The following is an 18,651-nucleotide window of genomic DNA, read 5'->3' on the forward strand; positions in this document are numbered from 1 at the left end:
CTTAAACGAGTAGGTAAACTGTGCGGGTAAAGTAACCGCAGCGATGGCCTTTGGGCAAGAGGTCTCTTTCAGAGGGTGGGACGCATGGCCGGGAGGCCCAACGACAGAAGGGTGACCAGCGGGGACGTGGCCCGGGAGGCGGGAGTCTCGCGTGCGACGGTGAGCTACGTCCTCAATGACCACCCGCACCAGACGATCCCCGAGGCGACCCGCCGTCGCGTCCGGGACGCGGCCACCCGGCTCGGCTACGCCCCCTCGGCCGCGGCGCGCGTCCTGCGGACCGGGCGCTCGGACATCGTGCTCGGCCTGCTGCCGGACTGGCCCATCCAGCACGTCCTCGGCCGGCTCATCCAGCAGCTCACCAACGCCTTCGCCGAACACGAACTGACCTTCCTCGTGCACTCCTCGGCCCAGCCGGCCCGCCCCCTGCGCGAGATCTGGAAGACCGTGACGCCCGCGGCGGTGCTGGCTCTGTACGACTTTCCCGAGTCCGAGGCCGAGGCGATGAGGACCGCCGGCACCGAGGTCGTCCTGGCGGTGCACGGTTCGAGGGAGCGCGGGCTCCGGCCGCCCCTGGTGTCCGAGGAACCCATCGGCGCCGCGCAGGCCCGCTACCTCGCCGACGCACATCTCCGGCTCGGCTACGCGTACCCCGACCTCCCGAGACTCGACGTTCTGGCCCGGCCGCGTCTGGAGGGCGTCCGTCAGGTGTGTGCCGAACTCGGACTTCCCGCGCCGGATGTACGGACCGTCCCGCTGGAGCCGGATGCCGCCGTCGAGGCGGTCAAGGCCTGGCTCGCCGCCGAGCCGGGGGTGACGGGAATCTGCGCGTTCAACGACGACGTCGCGCAGTCGGTGCTGGCCGCCCTGCGGTCCCTCGGCCTCAGCGCTCCCGATGATCTGGCCGTGATCGGGGTCGACGACATCCCCGGTTCGGCGATGGCTCAGCCACCGCTCACCACGGTCGTCCGCGACATCGACGCGATGGCACGGGGCCTGGTCCGCCATGTCGTCGACGCCCTCGACGGCAAGGAGACACCGGCGGACTCCGTCGAGGACTCAGACTCACTGCGGATCCACGTCCGGCGATCGGCCTGACCGGCGGCTCGGACTCCGGCTCCCGCTCCCGCTCCCGCGTATATCCGTAGGGGGCAACCATCGGAGAACGCGACATACGGCTTTGGTTCGCCCAAAAACAGCACTGCCAGGCAAGGCCCCGGCCACGAATTCCGGCGTTGCCCCTAATTCTGCGGATCGGCACCGCGCCGAAAGGTTCCGGGTGTCATATTCACTCGCCGCACGAAGAACTTGCCGAAGTTCGTGACTTCGGTGAAGCCGAGTTGGCGGGCGATGGCACCGACGGCCAGATCCGTGTGCACCAGCAGCCGCTTGGCCTCAAGGGTCACCCGGGCGTCGATCACCTCCTTGGTGGAGACACCGGCGACGATGCGACAGGCCCGGGAAAGGGTGCGGGGCGTGCAGTTGAGTGCGGCGGCGTAGTCCTCCACGAGTCGGCTCGTTCGGTAGGACTTCTCCAACTCGTCCCTGAAACGCACGAAGAGTTCGCCGTTCTCGCCGGAGGGGCTGCCGTTCCGCGCCTGGCTTCTGTGGTGAGTACGGCAGACCTGGTCGATGCGCAGCAGGACGACCGCCAGCAGATGCTTGAGGATGTCCTCACCGAGACCTTGGTCGGGCCGCTCCGACTCCTCGTACAGCAGGTCCAGCACCCGCTCGAAAGTGGTCGGCTCGTCATCGCGGAGCTGCCAGCAGGAGGGGCGCAGGACGTCGTCGAGCATTCCCATGTGCGCACGCAGGTGCAACGGAAACGTCTCGGTGAACATGACGACGCGGGCTTCCATGTCCGCCGCGAGTGCGAACTGGATCACCTGGTTCGGCCGGATCCACACCAGGGAGCCGGCCCGGCACGGGTAGCACGTGGAGTCGATGGCAAGATCTCCGGTCCCCTCTCTGACCAGCATGACCAGATGGAAGGCAAGCCGGTGGGGAGCTGTGGCGAGATCCAGGCAAGCCTTCTCACGCACCTCGCTCAGCGAGGCCACGACAATGCCTGTCCCGGGTCTACGGACGGGGCTGAAGGGGATCACGGGGATCGCCAAAGAAGCGAAATCGACCATGAGCGTTCGGGAATCGACCTTTCACAGCTGCTTCAACCATCGACAACAGGCTAAGCCCGGCCGCCCGCCTCCGGGTCATTCTGACCTATGAATGAGAAACGTTACCCACTAATACACGATGAAAGAAAACGGCGCCGTGGCCGGCCTCGTTCGCCCCGCACGGGCGGCACCGCCTGGAGGAGAGGGATCAGCTGGGTGACGTCGTTGCGGTTGCCGCCGGTAAGGGTGGCGGCGAGCGGGATGCCCCAGAACACCAGCCACTCCGGATGCCGCTTGCGCCCGGGATGCCGGGTCAGACGCTCGACCATGGGCAGCAGCGGCTGGAGCACCGCCCACAGCTCGTTGTCGACGTCCCATGGCTTTGGCCGAGCCGCTCTGCACCCTGCGGATCAACGGTCCCGGAGTGATCCAACCATCTGGAAGATCATTTCATTGGGAGTTCTTAGGGGATCGACTCCGGAAATCCGTCGGGGCTTGACGCTGAGCTGGTCGGGTGGTGGAGGCACGGTCGCGCTGTGACGCGGGTCACATCATCCCCATGTCACGAACGGGAAGGCAGCTTGCGTCTGCTGGTCGTCCGCAGGGCGGGAACGGCCGACACGAAAGAGGCAGCAGAGCGATGAACGCGACAGCAGCGCGGCAGCACGAAGTCCTGGTCCTGGGCGCCGGTTACGCCGGGCTCTCCGCCGTGATCCAGCTCGCGGCCCGCTCCAGGAAGCGTGGTGACCTGCGAGTGACGCTGGTCAACCCGTACGACACCTTCACCGAGCGGCTCCGACTGCACATGACCGCCACCGGCCAGGAGACGGCCGAGATGAACATCCCGGAGCTGCTGGACGGCATCGGGGCCGACTTCGTCCGTGGCTGGGTCACCGCCGTGGACGCCGAGACGAAGACCGTCCGGATCGACGACGACCGGGTCCTGCGCTACGACACCCTGGTCTACGGCCTGGGCAGCATCGCGAACACCGTTGCCGTCCCCGGAGTGGACGACCACGCCTACACCCTCAACAGCCCGCAGGACGCCGCACTCCTCGCCGACCGGCTGACCCGGCTCGACGGTGGGACCGTCGTCGTCGGCGGCAGCGGACTCACCGGCGTCGAGGCCGCCGCGGAGATCGCCGAACGGTACCCGCAGCTCGATGTGCTGCTGCTGGGCCGGGGCGAGCCGGGCACGAGCATGCACCCGAAGGCCAAGGCCTACCTGGACGAGGCGCTCGCCCGGCTCGGCGTGCGGGTGCGCAGCGGCGTCGAGGTGGTCAAGGTGCTCCCGGACAGCGTCGAGCTCGCCGACGGCTCCAGCATCCCGGCGGGCGCGGTGCTGTGGACCAGCGGCACCCGCGTCTCACGGCTGGCTGCCGCCGCGGGCCTGACCGTCGACGAGCGCGACCGGGTGGTCACCGACAGCGCGCTGCGCTCGGTCTCCCACCCGGAGGTCTACGCCGTGGGCGACGCGGCGGCGATCCGTCAGGGCTATGGCGTGATGCACGGGACCTGCCAGGGCGGTATGCCCTCCGGGGTGCACGCGGCTCTCTCGATCCTGCGGGTGCTGGCCGGCAAGGAGCCCAGGCCCTTCCGCTTCGGCTACTACCACACACCCGTCAGCCTGGGCCGGAACGACGCCGTCGTGCAGTTCACCCACCCCGACGACAGCCCGCGCCGGATCGTGCTGACCGGCAAGCGGGCCGCCAAGTACAAGGAGACGGTCACCGCCGCGCCGTGGCCGACCTTCGCCCGTATGAAGACGATGCCCGCCTCGGGCGCGTTCTGGCCGCGCGGAGGCCGCTACACCCGGATTCGGAGCGCCAAGTGACCCAGCCGCAGGAGACTGGCCTCGACCAGCTCGCCTTCCAGCAGTTCCGCACCCTGCTCTTCTCCGTCGCCTACCGCATCCTCGGCTCCGCCGCCGACGCCGAGGACGTGGTCCAGGACGCCTGGCTCAAGTGGTCGGCGGCCGACCGTTCCCAGGTCGCCGACCCCAAGGCCTACCTGACCCGGATCGTCTCCAACCTGGCGATGGAGCGGCTGCGTTCGACCCGCCACCAGCGCGAGACCTACGTCGGGCCCTGGCTCCCCGAGCCGATCCTCACCGGACCGGACACCGCCGACGGCGTCGCCACGGCGGACTCGGTCTCCATGGCTCTGCTGGTCGTCCTGGAGACGCTGAGCCCCCTGGAGCGCGCGGTCTTCGTGCTGAAGGAGGTCTTCGCCTTCAGTTACGCGGAGATCGCGGAGGCGGTGGAACGCTCGGAGCCGGCGGTCCGCCAGGCCGCGCACCGCGCCCGTGAGCACGTCCAGGCCCGTCGGCCCCGTTTCACCGCGGACCGCGCCCGCCAACGCGACGTCGCCGAGCGTTTCTTCGCGGCGACGGCGGGCGGCGACATCAACACCCTCATGGAACTGCTCTCCCCCGACGTGACGTTGTGGACCGATGGCGGCGGCAAGGTCCGTCAGGCTCTGAAGCCGGTCGTCGGCCTGGAGACCGTGGCCCGTTGGTTCGCCGCGCTCGGCACCGTGACCTACCAGGGCATCGAGCCCGGGCAGATGCGGGCAGAACTCTCCTGCATCAACGGCGGCCCGGGCGTGGTCTTCCGCGGCCCGGACCGCGTGATCGCCACGCTGACGTTCGACTTCGACCCGGAAGGCCGCATCTCGACCATCCACAACGTGGCCAACCCCGACAAGCTCCACGCCGTCGCCGACGGCACTGAGCACCAACTCTCCTGAGCCGCCTGCTCGTTGTCGACGCCCGCCGGAATCCCCGTGAGCGCCCGGGCCCGCTGCCCCCAGCGCGGACACTCCGCGCTGGGCATGCTCACCCCGGTGGAGTACGAACTCCGCACCCCGCCAGCAGCTTGAAATCAAGCAACTCGACTCAACCCAACTCGGGACACCCCGGCCCCTCCATCAGACCCGGAGCAGTTCAGCCAACCCAAGAACACCGTCGGGCTGGAGCCGATTGCGAACGAGTCAGCCCCGAAGAGCGCCGATGCGCCGCAGCCACGTCTGGACGTCGGCATCGGCCTTTCGGACTTCCTCTCCCCGGACCGCGAAGCCTTCCCCGATGGTCGCGCCGGGGCAGGACGCGGCGTAGTCGCGTTCGGTGGTCCCCAGTCCGCTCATCGCATGCGTCGTGACCGGATGGACCGTCTTGCCCTGGAAGTCGAACCTCTCGGTGAAGGTCGACATGATCATGGGCGCTCGCACGTTCCAGATGGGGCTGCCCAGGAGCACGACGTCGTAACGGTCGATCTCGGAGAGGGGGTTGGCGATGGCCGGTCGCGCATCGGCGTCCTGTTCACGGACATTGCGCGCGACTGTGGCGTCGTAGCCGTCGGGGTAGGGGTCGACGGCTTCGATGCGGTGTACGTCGCACTCGATGTGCTCGCTGATCATCCGGGCGAGTACCTCCGTGTTGCCGACCTTGAGGTTGGTACGCCCGCCGTTGAAGTAGTTCTCCCCCGGCCGCGAGAAGTAGGCCAGCAGGACGCGCTTGCCGGAGGAGGGCGCCGCCGCAGGTCGCTCACCGGCTTCCTCCGGCGTGTCGTCGCTCGACGGGGACGTGGAACAGCCTGTGATCTGAACGCCGGTCATGATGGTGGCTCCTCCCAGAAGTACACCGCGAAGGAGGGTGCGACGCCGTGTCGTGGTGGGTTCGCCCGTCCTCGTACTGAATCCGCCCGCTGTCATCCGCCGGCTCCGCGTAGGGAACGGACGGCATCGAGATCCGCGCGCAATGCCGGTGGTTCGGATTCAACGGGGAGGTTGAACGGGTCCAACACGCCGTCCACGGAACCGGATTCGTCGGCCTTGAGGGCGCCGAAGAGGTCCGCCCAGTCGGACGGCTCCTCCCCCTCGGTCGCGATGAGTTCGAACGTCTTGCCCAACGCGGTGTCCGTCAGCAGGCTTCGCACGAGTGTCTCGGCGATCTGGTCGCGCGCGACGCCGCCGTCGCCCGTACCGCCTTGCTCCAGGACGAGGCGCCGCTGTGTCGCACCGGCCAGGTCGAACCAACCGGGCCGGACGATGGTGTAAGGCAGGCCGCTGGCCCGCAGGAGTCGCTCGGAGCGCCGTTTCCACGGCGTGGCGCCGGGGATGTCGCTGCGCGTGGCGTAGATGGAGGTCATCAGGGCCACCCGCGGCTTGGCGCCGTCGAGGGCTTGCAGGATGTTCAGTACGCCGCCGTAGTCGACGTGCGCACGGGCGTCCCGACGGGTGTCGCTGCCGGATCCGTGCGTGAGGAGGATGGCGTCGGCTCCGCCGACCGCGCTCAGCAGGGTGGCTGGATCCTCAAGGTCGCCCTGCACCAGTTCGACGCCGGGGAGCAGTTCTTCGCCTCGCTGTGCGTCACGTACCAATGCCCGTGGGCGCAGACCGTGCCGTTGCGCGGCCTTCACCGCGAGCCGCCCGATACTGCCGGTCGCGCCGACCATGAGTACGTCGGTGATCATCTGCTTCTGGGACATGGTGAAGCCCTGCTCCATGAGGTGGTGAGTGCCGTCGTGGGAACGTCGCGGAGGTTGTTCCCTCCCACGCGACGCGGGTGCCCTGCTCCGTAGCGGAGTACCCGCGCGCGATTTCGTTCCGGTGCTGTGGCCGTGCCGTCTCCAGCTGCCGAGTCAGGACTCCAGGCGGCGTGCGCTGAGCCAGTTGACCATCGCGGGGTCGTGGTGGTCGAAGAACAGGGAGGTGCCTGTGTCCAGGGTGGCGATGGCGGCCATCTGGTCGTCGGTGAGGGCGAAGTCGAAGACGTCGATGTTCTCGGCCATGCGTTCGGGACGGACCGACTTGGGGATCGCGACGACGTCGCGCTGGGTCAGCCAGCGCAGGACCACCTGGGCCACGGACTTGCCGTGCGTCTTGCCGATCCCGCTCAGGACGGGGTGGGTGAAGATGTCGTTCTTGCCCTCGGCGAACCCGCCCCACGACTGGATCTGGACCCCGTGCTCGCGCATCAGCTCCTGGTCGGCGGTGCGCTGGAAGAAGGGGTGGGTCTCGATCTGGTTGACCGCCGGCGTGACCTCGTTGTTGATGATCAAGTCGAGGAGGCGGTCGGGGTAGAAGTTCGCGACGCCGATCGCCCTGGTGAGGCCCTGGCGGTGCAGGTCCTCCATGGCACGCCACTGGGCGTACACGTCGCCGAAGGGCTGGTGCATCAGGTAGAGGTCGAGATACTCCAGGCCGAGCTTGGCCAGGGACGTCTCGAAGGCGCGTTTCGTGTTCTCCTGCGCGGGCCCGTCCTGGACCCACAGCTTGGTGGTGACGAACAGTTCCTCGCGCGGGATGCCGCTGCTCCTGACGGCCTGGCCGACGGCCTCCTCGTTGCCGTACGCGGCGGCCGTGTCGAGCAGGCGGTAACCGGCGGCCAGGGCGTCGGCGACGGCCCGCTCGGTCTGCTCCCCCGGGATCTGGAAGACACCGAAGCCGAGGATGGGCATCTCGACGCCGTTGTTGAGGGTGACTGTCTGCATGGGGGTCCTTACCTGTTGCGGGTTCATCGAGCATCACGCCATTCCGGCCCGGCTGGCAGGTCGAGCTGTGCCGGGGAGTGGCGTTCGGGGTAATGACAGGGCCCCCCACACGCCCGCCACGCAGGTCAGCAGGGTGTGAAACTGGAGTAATGGCATCCGAGCAGAGCACGGACAGGGACGCCGGCGGGGAGCTGGGCCGGTTCCTGCGCGCGCGGCGCACCCAGACCAGCCCCGCGCAGGTCGGGCTCCGCGTGGGGACCGGGCTGCGCCGCACCCCCGGTCTGCGGCGCGAGGAGCTGGCCACGCTGTCCGGCATCAGCATCGACTACTACGTACGGCTGGAGCGCGGCAAGGAGACCCGGCCCAGCCCCGCCGTCCTCGACGCCCTCGCCCGTGCCCTGCACCTCGACGACGCGGAGCACCAGCACCTGCGGGAGCTCGCCACACGCGCCGCCAGGTACACCTCCCAGCCGTCGCCACCGCCCGGCCGAACGGTGAGCCCGCACCTGAAGCTGATTCTGGAGACGCTGCGGCCGAGCCCGGCCTATGTCATCGGCCACAGCATGGACCTGCTCGCCTGGAACCCCGGCGGCCTCGCCCTCTACGCGGGCATCGCCGACTGGCCCGCCACCCAACGCAACCTCGCCCGCTACCTCTTCCTCCACCCCACCGCCCCCACCCTCTTCCCCGACTGGGACTACCAGGTCCGCGGCTGCGTCGCCCGGCTGCGCGCGCTGGCCGGTATCGGTCCGGACACCCCCGACCTCACCGACCTGGTGGGCGAACTCCTCCTCAAGAGCCCTGACTTCGCCAAGTTGTGGGAGCGCTACGACGTCGTCGGCCGCAAGAAGAACGAGAAGACCTTCCATCACCCCCAGGTCGGGATCCTCACCCTCAGCGGCCAGAGCATGCACCTCGACGACACCCCCGGTCAGCGTCTCGGTGTCTACACCGCGGAGCCGGGAACCCCCGACCACGACGCCATGCTTCTGCTCGACCTGACAACACCTGAGTCCGTCGCGCATCCGGAGCCGGAAGTGGCTGCCGAGGACCGACGACGTACAGGCTCCTGACCGACGACTTGCCGGCCCCCAGGGGCTGATGGCCGAGGAGACCTGGCCGACGCGGAGTGCTGGAAACTCTTGCGTGGGCGGGTGGGGCCTTTGATGTCGTAGTGCTCTCGTCGGCACGCGAACTCTGCTGTCTTCTCCTGGCAGTTCAGCAAGAGCCGGGCTTCCACCGCCAAGTGGCCGACCGCCGGCGTCGAAGCCGACGGTGCCCACCGCCGCCAGGCACGCAGCACACGGCAGTTACGGGCGGGTCTTGTCCGTACCCGGCCGGGTCCAACCCGGCCCGTACAGGCAGGACAGCCCATAGCGGGCCCCTGATGGGGTGAAGCAGCGGCTACGCGTCGGTGATCGAGCCGTGTCGGCGGGTCATGGAGGTGTCGGTGGCCGCCCCGGTCCCGGTCCGGGGTCGGTCCATGTCGAGGAGCACCATCACGTCGTACGCGGGGGTGCCCGGCTCGGCGTAGTAGAAGATCAGGCGGCGACCGCCGCTCCCGTCCAGGTCGAGGGCCTGGAATCCGAGCGTGAAGACACCGAACTCCGGGTGGTGAAAGGTCTTTGTGCCGGTGGTGTGGCCCTGGACGTCGTAGTGCTCCCACAGCCTGGCGAAGTCCGGGCTCTTGTCACGCAGTTCGGCGATGAGGCTGCCGAGTCCCGGGATGTCGGGGTCGGTACCGGCCAGGGCACGCAACCTGGCCACGCAGCCGCGAATCTGGTTCTCCCAGTCGTCCGGGTACAGGACGCGGGCCCCCGGATGCAGGGCGAGCCAACGGACGACGTTGCGCTCCTCCGGCTCGATGTCGGCCATACCGGGCAGCAGGCGCAGGCCACCCGGGGTGGCGGCGAGCAGTTCGTAGGTGCGGTTGACGACGTGAGCGGGGTTGGGCCGCAGTGTCTGGAGGAGGAGTTCGACGCCCCGGTCCACAGCCGGGTGCTGCGGGGCTCGGTCAGGTTGCCCGGTCCGATGGCCGCCGCGGGCCGTGCAGGCGGCCAGGTCGCGGAAGTACGCGCGCTCCGTGTCGCCCAGCCGCAGGGCGGAGGCGAGCGCCTCGACGACGGACGGGCTGGGCCGCGTCTCCTTGCCCCGTTCGAGCCGGGTGTAGTAGTCGATACTCACCCCGGCGAGGGTGGCGATCTCCTCGCGACGAAGACCTGGCGTCCGACGCGGCCCCGGACCAACAGCCAGGCCGACGTCTTCCGGCATCACCTGGGTCCGACGGGCCCGTAGGAAACAGCCCAGCTCACTGGCGGCGCTGCGACCGTCGGTCTGTCGCTTGGGATCCATTTCCTCAGTGTGGCATCTCTGCAATCACGCGTCCCGCCACAAGGAGCCGGGGAACGTCGACATGGGCATGCGGTACGGGACCGCAGCCCGGCTCCTGGCGTCGATTCGCGTCGGCGGACTTCGGAAACTCCCTCAGCCGGCCGCGTCTTGGGCGGGTGGCGCCGGGACAGTGCCGTTCGCGCGCTGGTGGGCGACGATGCCGGGCAGTTGCTCGTAGATCGCGTCGATCAGGTCGCAGACGCGCTCGGCGATCGGGCGGCCGAGACCGGTGAGTTCGTAGTCGACCCGTCTGGCGACCGTGGGGTGCGGTGTGCGCGCGACGAGGCCGTCGTCCTCCAGACGCTGGAGGGTCTGCCACAGCATTCTGTCGGAGACCCCGGCCACGTTGCGCCTGACCTCGGCGAACCGCAGAGGGCCGTCGACCAGGGCGGCGAGGGTCAGAGCGCCCCACCGGCCGGTCGCGTGCTCCAGCACCTCACGCGACGAGCACTGCGGATCGAACACGCTCATCCCGGCTACACGGTCGGTCCCTCGGCTCATGCGCTCATGCTAAACGGGCCGTGTACTTATTTCTCGTAAGTACTGTACTTTCGTAAGCATGAGCCGTTGGGGCTCCTGAAGGGAGACGTTGTCCCATGAAATTTCTTCTCCTCGGCGCCACCGGCACCACCGGCGCCCTGTTCGTGGATCGGGCCGTCGCGGCCGGACACGAAGTGGTCGCCTTCGTCCGTACTCCGTCCAAGATCACCCCGGTCGACCGGCTGACCGTGGTCAAGGGAAACGTCCGCGACGCCCGCGCGCTCACCGAGGCGATGCGCGGCACCGACGCCGTGGTCAGCACGCTCGGACTCGGCAAGGCCAAGAACCCGGACGACCTCATCGCCGACACCACACGCGTGCTGGTCCGGGCCGCCGAGGACAGCGGAACCAAACGCGTACTGATCATGTCGGCATTCGGGGTCGGCGATTCCCTGGCCAAGGCCTCCGCGTTCGCCCGGCTCCTCTACAAGTCGGGCGGCAAGGCCACGTTCGCCGACAAGGCCGCCGGGGAGCGGATTCTCACGGCCTCCGGCCTGGACTGGACGCTGGCCTACCCGGTGCTGCTGACCAACAAGCCCGCCACGGGCGACGCCCACGCTGTCGACCTCACCGCGCTCGACCGCCTACCCGGCCTGCCCAGGATCTCCCGGGCCGATGTCGCCGCCTTCCTGCTGGACGCCGCCGTCACAGGCGCGTGGTCCCGACGCACCGCGGTGCTCACTTCCGGCCGCTGACCGCCCAGTCACACCAACTCACCTGCCCCACAAGGAGATCGACCCGTGCCCAAGACCCTCGGCCTCATCGGCGCCGGCAACATCGGCAGCGCGCTCGCCCGTCTCGCCGTAGCCGCCGGCCTGGACGTCGTACTGAGCAACTCCCGCGGCCCCGAGACCCTCGCCGCCCTCCTCGCCGAACTCGGCCCGCAGGCCCGCGCGGCCACCATGTCCGGGGCCGCCGACGCCGGCGACCTGGTGGTGGCGACCATCCCGTTCGGCGCCTACGAACAGCTTCCCGCCGCCGCCCTGGCCGGAAAGACCGTTGTCGACACCATGAACTACTACCCCGAGCGTGACGACCGGATCACCGAACTCGACACCGGCGAGCAGACCTCCAGCACCCTGGTCCAGCGGCACCTGGCCGACTCCCGGGTGGTCAAGGCCTTCAACAACATCGACTTCGTACGTCTGTTCAGCTCCGCCCGCCCCACCGGCGCCGCCGACCGCAGCGCCCTGCCTGTCGCCGGTGACGACAAGGCCGCCAAGGCCCAGGTCGTCCAGCTGCTGGACGCGCTGGGCTACGACACCGTGGACATCGGCACCCTCGCCGACAGCTGGCGCAGCGAGCCTGGCACCCTCGTCTACGTCCAGCCGTACCTGCCGAAACGGCCCGAGGGACTGACCGACGAGGAGACGGGGCGTTGGTTCTTCGAGGTCCCGGGCGTCCCGGTATCCGTGGGCCAAGCGCGGGAACTGACCGACAACGCCGTCCGGCGTTCGGCGGGCGACGCCCGCGCGACCCTCGCCTAGGACCGTCCGTTCGGCCGGTGGGGGCCGTGTCACAACCCTGAACACCGCTCCCCGGCACAGCCCGACCTGTCACGGACGAGGCCGGGCCCCTAGCTTGGCATCGGGCCAAGCAATCGCGCGTGACGCCGCAGGCCGAAGGCGCCGAACACCTCGCGCGTACTCGTACAACGCCGACGCGAAGGCATCGCGTTGAGTGCGGCCGACTTGGCCGAGCCCGACGAACTGCTCACTCCACATGGGCAGTCGCTACCGGAGCCGCTGCTTCTCCTGCCGGCCCTGGCCGCACCCTCCTGCGGGTTCCCCGGGCTGGTGGGAGGGCGCGTCCGCAACACGAAGAGAATCCGATGAACCACAGACGAATTCCCCTGAAGAAGCAGTTCAGACTCGCGGCGACGGTTGCCGCGGCATCAGCAGTCCTCGTCTCCGCGCCGTACGCGACCGCCGCGACCGCCGCGACCGGCAAGGTACATCCGAAGCAGGTCATCACCCACGTGAAGACCGTCGCCTCGTTCGACTTCGCCGTCGGTGACGCGCCGGAGAACGTCAGCCTCAACCCGGACGGCTCACTGACCGTCTCGATGCTGGGCGGTTCGGCGGGCCGGCGACCGGCGCTCGTACGGGTCGGCGTGTCCGGGCAGCACAAGGTGCTCGTCGCCGGGCAGCCGGGCGACATGATCACCGGCAACACGCGCGGCCACGACGGCAGCGTCTACTACAACGTGTCCTCCGCCGACGCCACCAGGTCCGGCGTGTGGAAGCTGCCGCCGGGCTCAAGCCCCCGACGCATCGCCGCCCTGCCCGCGGGCACGCTCCCCAACGGGCTGGCCATCGACCCGGCGGGCCGCACCCTGTACCTCGCCGAGAGCTTCCAGGGAGCCGTCTGGACCGTTCCGGTCTCGGGCGGTACGGCGACTCGCTGGCTGACCGACGCCTCCCTCGCCCCGGTCGACTCCCCGCTGCCGTTGGGCGCGAACGGGCTCCGTTTCCACAACGGCGCCGTGTGGGTCTCCAACTTCAGCAAGGGCACCCTGCTGCGTGTGCCGGTCACCGCCACCGGCTCGGCCGGCCCGGTCCGCGTCGTGACCAGCGGCGTCGTGGGCATCGACGACTTCAACTTCCTGAGCGCCCGGTCCGACGTCGTGTTCGCCGCGTTGAACAGCCCCAACCAGATCGTCGTGGTCTACCCGAACGGCGCCAAGAAGACCGTACTCACCAGCGCGGACGGGCTCGCCTCGCCGACCGCCACGGTGGTGCGCGGACAGCGGCTGTACATCACCGACGGCGGATTCGCCGAATCCCGCGACGCGAAACTGCAGCAGGGAAAGATCAACTTCTCTGCCCTGCTCTCGGGTTCCGTGTCCTAGCCGGCCGGCCGGGCCCCTGAGCGGCGAGCCTCGTCGGGTCCTGATCGGGGCCCGACGAGGCTCGCCCAGGAAGCGGGAACGCCGGTCAGAGCCTGACTCCCAGCGGTGTCTTCGGCAACAGGCAGCCGTCCGGTCCCAGGGCCGCGTCCCGCGTATCCGACCGCCCCGAGAAAACGCAACGAAGGAGCCTGAACCATGACCAGCGAACACCAGACCGCCAAGGAGATCGTCGTCGTCATCGGCCCCGGCAGCATCGGTCTGGCCATCGCCCGCCGGGTCGGCACCGGCCGCACCCTGCTGTTGGCCGCCCACGACGAGAAGGCCTCGCAGGTCGCCGCCGAGCAACTGCGCGGCGAGGGCTACAAAGTGGCCGTCCAGACCACCGACATCTCCGACCTGGACCAGGTCAAGGCGCTGGCAGCCAAGGCCGCCGGGATGGGCGCGGTCACCCAGGTGATCCAGGCCGCCGGCGTCTCGCCCACCCAGGCGACCATCGAACGGCTGCTGCAGGTGGATCTGCTGGGTACGGCGTACGTCCTCGACTCCTTCGCCGAGGTGATCGCGCCCGGCGGGGCCGGTGTCGTGGTCGCCAGCATGGCCGGACACCGGGAGAGCCCCTACGCGCACGAGATCGAGCACGCGCTCGCGACGACCGAGACCTCGCAGTTGCTCACACTGCCCTTCCTGCAGCCCGACCAGCTCGGCTCCTCCGTCCACGCCTACGCCATGTCCAAGCGGGCCAACTCCCTGCGCGTACAGACTGCCGCCGCCGCGTGGGGCAAGCGCGGCGGCCGAGTCAACGCCGTCAGCCCCGGCGTGATCATCACCCCACTGGCCCTTGACGAGCTGTCCGGTCCGCGCCGCGAGTGGTTCGAGAAGGTGCGCGAGGCGTCGGCCGCCAAGCGCTTCGGCACCTCCGAGGAGGTGGCTGCTGCCGCCGCCTTCCTGCTCGGCCGCGAGGCCGGCTTCATCACCGGAGCCGACCTCCTGATGGACGGCGGCGTGACAGCGGCCCTGCGCGCCGGTGAGCTGACCACACCGTAGCGAACAGAGCGCAGCTCACACCGGTTGGAGTTGGAGTCGTAGCCCTTGTCCCCGAGCAGCGAGTCGGGGCGGCGGCGTGGGCGTCCGGGACGGCCTGCGACGGGTGGGATGCCGTCGACGGGGGCAAGGGTCTGGGTGACGTCGTTGACGTCGGCCGCGGTGGTCACGGCCTTGGACGGAGTGCCGCGTCATAGTCCGCCTGAGCCTGATCGGCGGTCGACTGCACGTGTCCGTGTCGAACGACGGCCGTGGCGGCAGCCAACTGCCGGATGCCGCGCGCGGTGTTGGCCATGTACTGGGTGATCTGGGTGAGCGTGAAGACGTACACCAGGTCGAAGAGTCGAAGAACTGCTCGAAGGTGGTCACCCGGCTGTTCGCCGGCGCCTTGCGGACCTCGGCCGGAGAGCCGCTGTGCGGCGGTCCGTGCTGCTCGCTTTCCAACTACGTGTCTCGGAGCGTGGGTCGAGCGGCGTGGTCGCAGCGCCCTCATCGGTGTCGCCGGTCTCCTCGCGGTGGTCAGGCCAGCGGGGAGGCGGCATCGTCCTCCGCAGCCGCCAACCGGTCGCCGCCGTGTGCCACTGCCTTCTGCGCGGACTCCTGCCCGAGCAGGTCGAGCAGGACCACCGCGTCGTGGTCCGCGGTGCCCGGCTCGGCGAAATACGTCACCATACGGTGTCCCGAAGTGCCTTCCAGCTCCATGGACTGGTAGCCCAGGGTGAGGTCGCCGACGTCCGGGTGGTGGAAGGTCTTGCGGCCGTACGAGTGGCCCTTGACGTCGTAACGCTCCCACAGGCGGGCGAACTCCGGGCTCTTGAGCAGGAGTTCACCGGCGAGCCGGGTGAGGTCGGGAGCGTCGGGGTCGGTACCGGCCAGCGCGCGCAGCCGGGCCACGCAGCCGCGGAGGTGGCTGCTCCAGTCGGAGAACAGGTCACGCGAGGCGGGGTGGAGGAACAGGTAGCGGGCGATGTTCCGCTCCCCCGGCGGCCAGTCCTCGATACCGGGCAGGAGCCGCATTCCGCCGGGGTTGGCGGCGAGCAGATCGTTCGTACGGCTGACGACATGAGCGGGTTGGGGACGAAGACTCTCCAGGAGCAGCTTCACACCGGGCCGAACGCTGCGGCTGGGCACGGCCGGAGGTCCGCTCTCCGGGGAAACCTCAGGTGCACTCCGCGCCGCGCGGACGGCCAGGCTGCGCAGGTGCTCGTGTTCGTCGTCCTCCAGCAGAAGGGCGCGAGCGAGGGAATCGACCACGGACGCGCTGGGCCGGGTCTCCTTGCCGCGTTCCAGGCGGACGTAGTAATCGACACTGATCCCGGCCAGGGTGGCCAGTTCCTCACGGCGCAGACCGGGCGTACGGCGCAGGCCGGTGCCGGCCGACAGGCCGACCTCCTCCGGGGTCACCCGAGCCCGGCGCGCGCGCAGGAAGCACCCCAGCTCGGTGCCCCCGGCGTTCTGCTGCTCGCTGCTCATGTCTTCCAGTCTGCGGGCCGCACCATATCTGCGGCACACAAGTGAGGGGCCCTGTCACACCCCTGAATGCCATTCCCCGGCACAGCCCGCCCTGCCGCGCGGCGGGTGATGAGAGAAGAGTCGACGCCGTCAGAGCTTTCCGCATCGAAGGCCATCCCCACCTGGCGTTCCGCACCGAGTGGCCCAACACCGTGAGCGCGATCACGCGGCTGACGGACATGGTCGAGACCACCGGCAACGAATGCGGCCAGGGCAGAAAGCAAGGAGCGGAAAGTTGGAAATCCTGAAGAAGCAGCCCACCGTCAAGGCCCCCGCCGACTGGTTCACCGGCGACGTCTGGTTCGACGTGATCCACGCGGGCGTGGAGCCCTCGCGGATACGCGCCAACATGGTGCGCTTCTCGCCCTGCGCGCGTACCGACTGGCACTCGCACGTCCTGGGCCAGACCCTGCACATCGTCTCCGGTGTCGCCCTGATCGGCACGCGCGACGGCACGGTCATCGAAGCCCACCCCGGCGACACGATCCACACGCCCCCGGGCGAGGAGCACTGGCACGGTGCGACCTCCAACCATTTCATGACCCACCTCGCGATGTGGGAGGGCACGGGCGACGGCGGCCCGGAAACGATCTGGCTGGAGAAGGTCGACGACAGCGAGTACAACGCACCGAGCAGCAGCACCCGTTGAACGGCACACCTGAAGGAACGCCCCATGCGCAGCACCACTCTCGGCCCCGACGGCCCCGAGGTCGGAGTCATCGGCCTGGGCTGCATGGGCATGAGCTTCAGCTACGACCAGGCCACCCCGCGCGACGAGACCACTCTGATCTCGGTTGTCCACCAGGCCCTGGACCTGGGAATGACCTTGCTCGACACCGCCGACGTGTACGGCCCGTTCACCAACGAGGAACTCCTCGGCCGAGCCCTGCAAGGCCGTCGTGACCAGGCAGTGCTGGCCACCAAGGTCGGCGCTCTCACCCGCGACGCCCGGGGAAACCCCGTGATGGGCCTCGACAACCTTCCGGAACACATCCGTCGCTCGATCGACGAAAGCCTCGCGCGGCTGGGCACCGAGTACGTCGACCTCTACTACCTGCACCGCACCGACCCTCAGGTACCGATCGAGGAGAGCGTGGGCGCCCTGGCGGAGGCCGTCGCCGCCGGCAAGGCCCGCGCCATCGGCCTGTCCGAGGTGAGTGTCGAGCAGATCAAGCGGGCCCAGTCCGTGCACCCGATCATGGCGGTGCAGTCGGAACTGTCGCTGTGGACACGGGACTGGATGACGGAGGTACTGCCCTACTGCCAGGAGCAGGACATCGCGTTCGTGCCCTACTCGCCCCTCGGCAAAGGGTTCCTCACCGGCCGGTTCTCGTCCCACGACGATCTGCCCGAGGACGACTTCCGGCGCGGCCTGGCCCGCTTCCAGCAGGAGGCGCTGAGCACCAACCTGGCCATCGCCGAGCGGGTGCGGGAGATCGCCGAACGCATGGGGGCGACTCCGGCCCAGGTGGCACTGGCATGGGTGCTGGCACAAGGTGAGTACGTCGTCCCTATCCCCGGGACCAAGACGCCGAGGTACCTGGCGGACAACGCCGGGGCGGCGGACATCGAACTGAGCGCCGCGGACCTCGCCGAACTCGACGCGCTGCCCGTGCCTACGGGGGGCCGTTATTTCTGATCGGCACCATCACACGTCAGGAGAAGTCTTGTGCGAGCAACGCTGATGTACGGCGCCGGGGACGTCCGCGTGGAGGATGTCCCCGATCCGAGGATCCAGCACCCCACGGACGCCGTCGTACGTGTCGTGCGCTCGTGTGTGTGCGGCAGTGATCTGTGGCCGTACGCGTCGATGCCCGTCTCCGTGGAGGGGCGGCGGATGGGGCACGAGTTCCTCGGTGTGGTCGAGGAGGTCGGCGCGGAGGTGGCCGGGCTGCGCGCCGGTGATCTGGTGGTCGCGCCCTTCGTGTGGTCGGACAACACCTGCGATTTCTGTACGGAGGGGCTGCACACGTCCTGCCGTCACGGTGGGCAGTGGGGGCCGAACGGTGTCGACGGCGGTCAGGGTGAGGCCGTCCGGGTTCCGCAGGCGCAGGGCACGCTGGTGAGGCTGCCGGTGGCCGAGGACTCGGCGCTGCTGCCGTCCCTGCTGACCCTGTCCGACGTGTACTGCACCGGTCACCACGGCGCGGTGACGTCCAGGGTCGCGCCCGGCAGGTCGGTGACGGTGATCGGTGACGGTGCGGTGGGGCTGTGTGCGGTGCTGGCGGCGAATCGGCTGGGCGCCGAGCGGATCGTGCTCATGGGGCGGCATCCGGTCCGTACGGGTCTGGGCCGGGAGTTCGGTGCCACCGATGTCGTGTCCGAGCGCGGGGAGGAGGGTGTCGAGCGGGTGCGGGAGCTGACCGGTGGTGACGGGACGCACGCGGTGATCGAGGCCGTCGGCGCCACGCAGGCGATGGACACGGCGCTGGGCGTCGTGCGGCACGGCGGGGTGATCAGCCGGCTCGGTGTCGCGCAGTACACGGGGATCCCGCTCGGGTTCGCGTCGATGATGGGCAACATCACGGTCACCGGCGGCGCCGCCCCGGCCCGCGCCTACATCGAGGAGCTGCTGCCCGGCATCCTCGACGGCACCGTCGAGCCGGGCCGGGTCTTCGACCGCACCGTCGGCCTCGACGACGTACCGGACGGCTACCGGGCGATGGCCGACCGCACCGCCCTGAAGGTCCTGATCCGGCCCTGAGGGCAG

General features: G+C 69.4%; 19 protein-coding genes and 1 pseudogene. 11 read left to right on the plus strand and 9 right to left on the minus strand.

Features of this window, described 5'->3' with window-relative positions; all coding sequences use genetic code 11:
* The first annotated feature begins 84 nt into the window (after nt 1-84).
* Entirely contained in the window at nt 85-1,098 is a 1,014-nt protein-coding gene (locus CW359_RS35245) for a LacI family DNA-binding transcriptional regulator (RefSeq protein ID WP_105974290.1), read from the plus strand.
* 143 nt (nt 1,099-1,241) lie between these two features.
* On the opposite strand, the gene CW359_RS35250 is transcribed toward CW359_RS35245, so the two are convergent.
* Both CW359_RS35250 and CW359_RS35255 read right to left on the minus strand, forming a co-directional pair.
* On the minus strand, nt 1,242-2,135 hold the full coding sequence (locus CW359_RS35250; protein WP_105974291.1) for a helix-turn-helix domain-containing protein: 894 nt from the start codon (nt 2,133-2,135) through the stop codon (nt 1,242-1,244).
* A gap of 128 nt (nt 2,136-2,263) precedes the next feature.
* Nucleotides 2,264-2,380: pseudogene (locus tag CW359_RS35255) on the minus strand (IS5/IS1182 family transposase); the annotation flags it as partial.
* Between the two features lie 374 nt (nt 2,381-2,754).
* On the opposite strand from CW359_RS35255, the gene CW359_RS35260 reads away from it, so the two are divergent.
* Both CW359_RS35260 and CW359_RS35265 read left to right on the plus strand, forming a co-directional pair.
* The gene (locus CW359_RS35260; RefSeq protein ID WP_105974292.1) at nt 2,755-3,948 is read left to right on the plus strand and encodes an NAD(P)/FAD-dependent oxidoreductase; all 1,194 of its coding nucleotides are present in this window, start codon (nt 2,755-2,757) and stop codon (nt 3,946-3,948) included.
* Nucleotides 3,945-4,862 (plus strand): RNA polymerase sigma-70 factor, encoded by a 918-nt coding sequence (locus CW359_RS35265; protein WP_105974293.1) that lies wholly within the window; start codon nt 3,945-3,947, stop codon nt 4,860-4,862. The genes CW359_RS35260 and CW359_RS35265 overlap by 4 nt, the downstream gene beginning before the upstream one ends.
* Before the next feature lie 243 nt (nt 4,863-5,105).
* Here CW359_RS35265 and CW359_RS35270 read toward each other — a convergent pair whose 3' ends face one another.
* The 3 genes from CW359_RS35270 to CW359_RS35280 all read right to left on the minus strand — a co-directional run bounded on the left by CW359_RS35270 (nt 5,106) and on the right by CW359_RS35280 (nt 7,606).
* Nucleotides 5,106-5,729, minus strand: a complete 624-nt coding sequence (locus CW359_RS35270; RefSeq protein ID WP_105974294.1) for a flavodoxin — start codon at nt 5,727-5,729, stop codon at nt 5,106-5,108.
* Between the two features lie 92 nt (nt 5,730-5,821).
* Nucleotides 5,822-6,601 carry an SDR family oxidoreductase gene (locus tag CW359_RS35275; protein WP_198655508.1) on the minus strand — a complete coding sequence of 260 codons (780 nt, stop codon included), beginning with the start codon at nt 6,599-6,601 and terminating at the stop codon, nt 5,822-5,824.
* Between the two features lie 153 nt (nt 6,602-6,754).
* Nucleotides 6,755-7,606, minus strand: a complete 852-nt coding sequence (locus CW359_RS35280) for an aldo/keto reductase (protein WP_105974295.1) — start codon at nt 7,604-7,606, stop codon at nt 6,755-6,757.
* A gap of 149 nt (nt 7,607-7,755) precedes the next feature.
* On the opposite strand from CW359_RS35280, the gene CW359_RS35285 reads away from it, so the two are divergent.
* On the plus strand, nt 7,756-8,679 hold the full coding sequence (locus CW359_RS35285) for a helix-turn-helix transcriptional regulator (protein WP_105974296.1): 924 nt from the start codon (nt 7,756-7,758) through the stop codon (nt 8,677-8,679).
* A 331-nt stretch (nt 8,680-9,010) separates the two neighbouring features.
* Here the strand turns inward: CW359_RS35285 and CW359_RS35290 are convergent, their stop codons facing one another.
* Both CW359_RS35290 and CW359_RS35295 read right to left on the minus strand, forming a co-directional pair.
* Nucleotides 9,011-9,958 (minus strand): helix-turn-helix transcriptional regulator, encoded by a 948-nt coding sequence (locus CW359_RS35290; RefSeq protein ID WP_105974297.1) that lies wholly within the window; start codon nt 9,956-9,958, stop codon nt 9,011-9,013.
* 132 nt (nt 9,959-10,090) lie between these two features.
* Nucleotides 10,091-10,498 (minus strand): winged helix-turn-helix transcriptional regulator, encoded by a 408-nt coding sequence (locus tag CW359_RS35295; protein WP_105974298.1) that lies wholly within the window; start codon nt 10,496-10,498, stop codon nt 10,091-10,093.
* Nucleotides 10,499-10,593: 95 nt separating this feature from the next.
* Here CW359_RS35295 and CW359_RS35300 point away from each other — a divergent pair, with 95 nt between their 5' ends.
* From CW359_RS35300 to CW359_RS35315, 4 genes are all read left to right on the plus strand, one after another.
* Nucleotides 10,594-11,232 (plus strand): NAD(P)-dependent oxidoreductase, encoded by a 639-nt coding sequence (locus tag CW359_RS35300; RefSeq protein ID WP_105974299.1) that lies wholly within the window; start codon nt 10,594-10,596, stop codon nt 11,230-11,232.
* A gap of 45 nt (nt 11,233-11,277) precedes the next feature.
* Nucleotides 11,278-12,024, plus strand: a complete 747-nt coding sequence (locus CW359_RS35305; protein WP_105974300.1) for an NADPH-dependent F420 reductase — start codon at nt 11,278-11,280, stop codon at nt 12,022-12,024.
* A gap of 344 nt (nt 12,025-12,368) precedes the next feature.
* Nucleotides 12,369-13,388, plus strand: a complete 1,020-nt coding sequence (locus CW359_RS35310; protein ID WP_105974301.1) for a hypothetical protein — start codon at nt 12,369-12,371, stop codon at nt 13,386-13,388.
* A gap of 195 nt (nt 13,389-13,583) precedes the next feature.
* Nucleotides 13,584-14,432, plus strand: coding sequence for an SDR family oxidoreductase (locus CW359_RS35315; protein WP_105974302.1), 849 nt, complete (start codon nt 13,584-13,586; stop codon nt 14,430-14,432).
* Nucleotides 14,433-14,595: 163 nt separating this feature from the next.
* On the opposite strand, the gene CW359_RS45535 is transcribed toward CW359_RS35315, so the two are convergent.
* Entirely contained in the window at nt 14,596-14,760 is a 165-nt protein-coding gene (locus CW359_RS45535; RefSeq protein WP_157968696.1) for a hypothetical protein, read from the minus strand.
* Between the two features lie 188 nt (nt 14,761-14,948).
* Nucleotides 14,949-15,902: a helix-turn-helix transcriptional regulator gene (locus tag CW359_RS35320; RefSeq protein WP_105974303.1), complete on the minus strand. Its 954-nt coding sequence runs from the start codon at nt 15,900-15,902 to the stop codon at nt 14,949-14,951.
* 274 nt (nt 15,903-16,176) lie between these two features.
* Between CW359_RS35320 and CW359_RS35325 the strand changes: the two genes are divergently transcribed.
* From CW359_RS35325 to CW359_RS35335, 3 genes are read left to right on the plus strand one after another with little or no spacing between them, the layout of a single operon-like run.
* The gene (locus CW359_RS35325; RefSeq protein WP_105974304.1) at nt 16,177-16,590 is read left to right on the plus strand and encodes a (R)-mandelonitrile lyase; all 414 of its coding nucleotides are present in this window, start codon (nt 16,177-16,179) and stop codon (nt 16,588-16,590) included.
* Nucleotides 16,591-16,614: 24 nt separating this feature from the next.
* Nucleotides 16,615-17,580 carry an aldo/keto reductase gene (locus CW359_RS35330; protein WP_105974305.1) on the plus strand — a complete coding sequence of 322 codons (966 nt, stop codon included), beginning with the start codon at nt 16,615-16,617 and terminating at the stop codon, nt 17,578-17,580.
* A 30-nt stretch (nt 17,581-17,610) separates the two neighbouring features.
* Nucleotides 17,611-18,645 carry a zinc-binding dehydrogenase gene (locus CW359_RS35335; RefSeq protein ID WP_198655509.1) on the plus strand — a complete coding sequence of 345 codons (1,035 nt, stop codon included), beginning with the start codon at nt 17,611-17,613 and terminating at the stop codon, nt 18,643-18,645.
* Nucleotides 18,646-18,651 lie beyond the last annotated feature (6 nt).

It is taken from the genome of Streptomyces geranii, from assembly GCF_002954775.1.
Classification (GTDB): Bacteria; Actinomycetota; Actinomycetes; order Streptomycetales; family Streptomycetaceae; genus Streptomyces; species Streptomyces geranii.

What these genes read in the sequence shown, in the direction of transcription:
- CW359_RS35245 (WP_105974290.1), top strand. Translation starts at nt 85, where the DNA reads ATGGCCGGGAGGCCCAACGACAGAAGGGTGACCAGCGGGGACGTGGCC.
- CW359_RS35250 (WP_105974291.1), bottom strand. Translation starts at nt 2,135, where the DNA reads ATGGTCGATTTCGCTTCTTTGGCGATCCCCGTGATCCCCTTCAGCCCC.
- CW359_RS35260 (WP_105974292.1), top strand. Translation starts at nt 2,755, where the DNA reads ATGAACGCGACAGCAGCGCGGCAGCACGAAGTCCTGGTCCTGGGCGCC.
- CW359_RS35270 (WP_105974294.1), bottom strand. Translation starts at nt 5,729, where the DNA reads ATGACCGGCGTTCAGATCACAGGCTGTTCCACGTCCCCGTCGAGCGAC.
- CW359_RS35275 (WP_198655508.1), bottom strand. Translation starts at nt 6,601, where the DNA reads ATGTCCCAGAAGCAGATGATCACCGACGTACTCATGGTCGGCGCGACC.
- CW359_RS35280 (WP_105974295.1), bottom strand. Translation starts at nt 7,606, where the DNA reads ATGCAGACAGTCACCCTCAACAACGGCGTCGAGATGCCCATCCTCGGC.
- CW359_RS35285 (WP_105974296.1), top strand. Translation starts at nt 7,756, where the DNA reads ATGGCATCCGAGCAGAGCACGGACAGGGACGCCGGCGGGGAGCTGGGC.
- CW359_RS35290 (WP_105974297.1), bottom strand. Translation starts at nt 9,958, where the DNA reads ATGGATCCCAAGCGACAGACCGACGGTCGCAGCGCCGCCAGTGAGCTG.
- CW359_RS35295 (WP_105974298.1), bottom strand. Translation starts at nt 10,498, where the DNA reads ATGAGCCGAGGGACCGACCGTGTAGCCGGGATGAGCGTGTTCGATCCG.
- CW359_RS35300 (WP_105974299.1), top strand. Translation starts at nt 10,594, where the DNA reads ATGAAATTTCTTCTCCTCGGCGCCACCGGCACCACCGGCGCCCTGTTC.
- CW359_RS35310 (WP_105974301.1), top strand. Translation starts at nt 12,369, where the DNA reads ATGAACCACAGACGAATTCCCCTGAAGAAGCAGTTCAGACTCGCGGCG.
- CW359_RS35315 (WP_105974302.1), top strand. Translation starts at nt 13,584, where the DNA reads ATGACCAGCGAACACCAGACCGCCAAGGAGATCGTCGTCGTCATCGGC.
- CW359_RS35320 (WP_105974303.1), bottom strand. Translation starts at nt 15,902, where the DNA reads ATGAGCAGCGAGCAGCAGAACGCCGGGGGCACCGAGCTGGGGTGCTTC.
- CW359_RS35330 (WP_105974305.1), top strand. Translation starts at nt 16,615, where the DNA reads ATGCGCAGCACCACTCTCGGCCCCGACGGCCCCGAGGTCGGAGTCATC.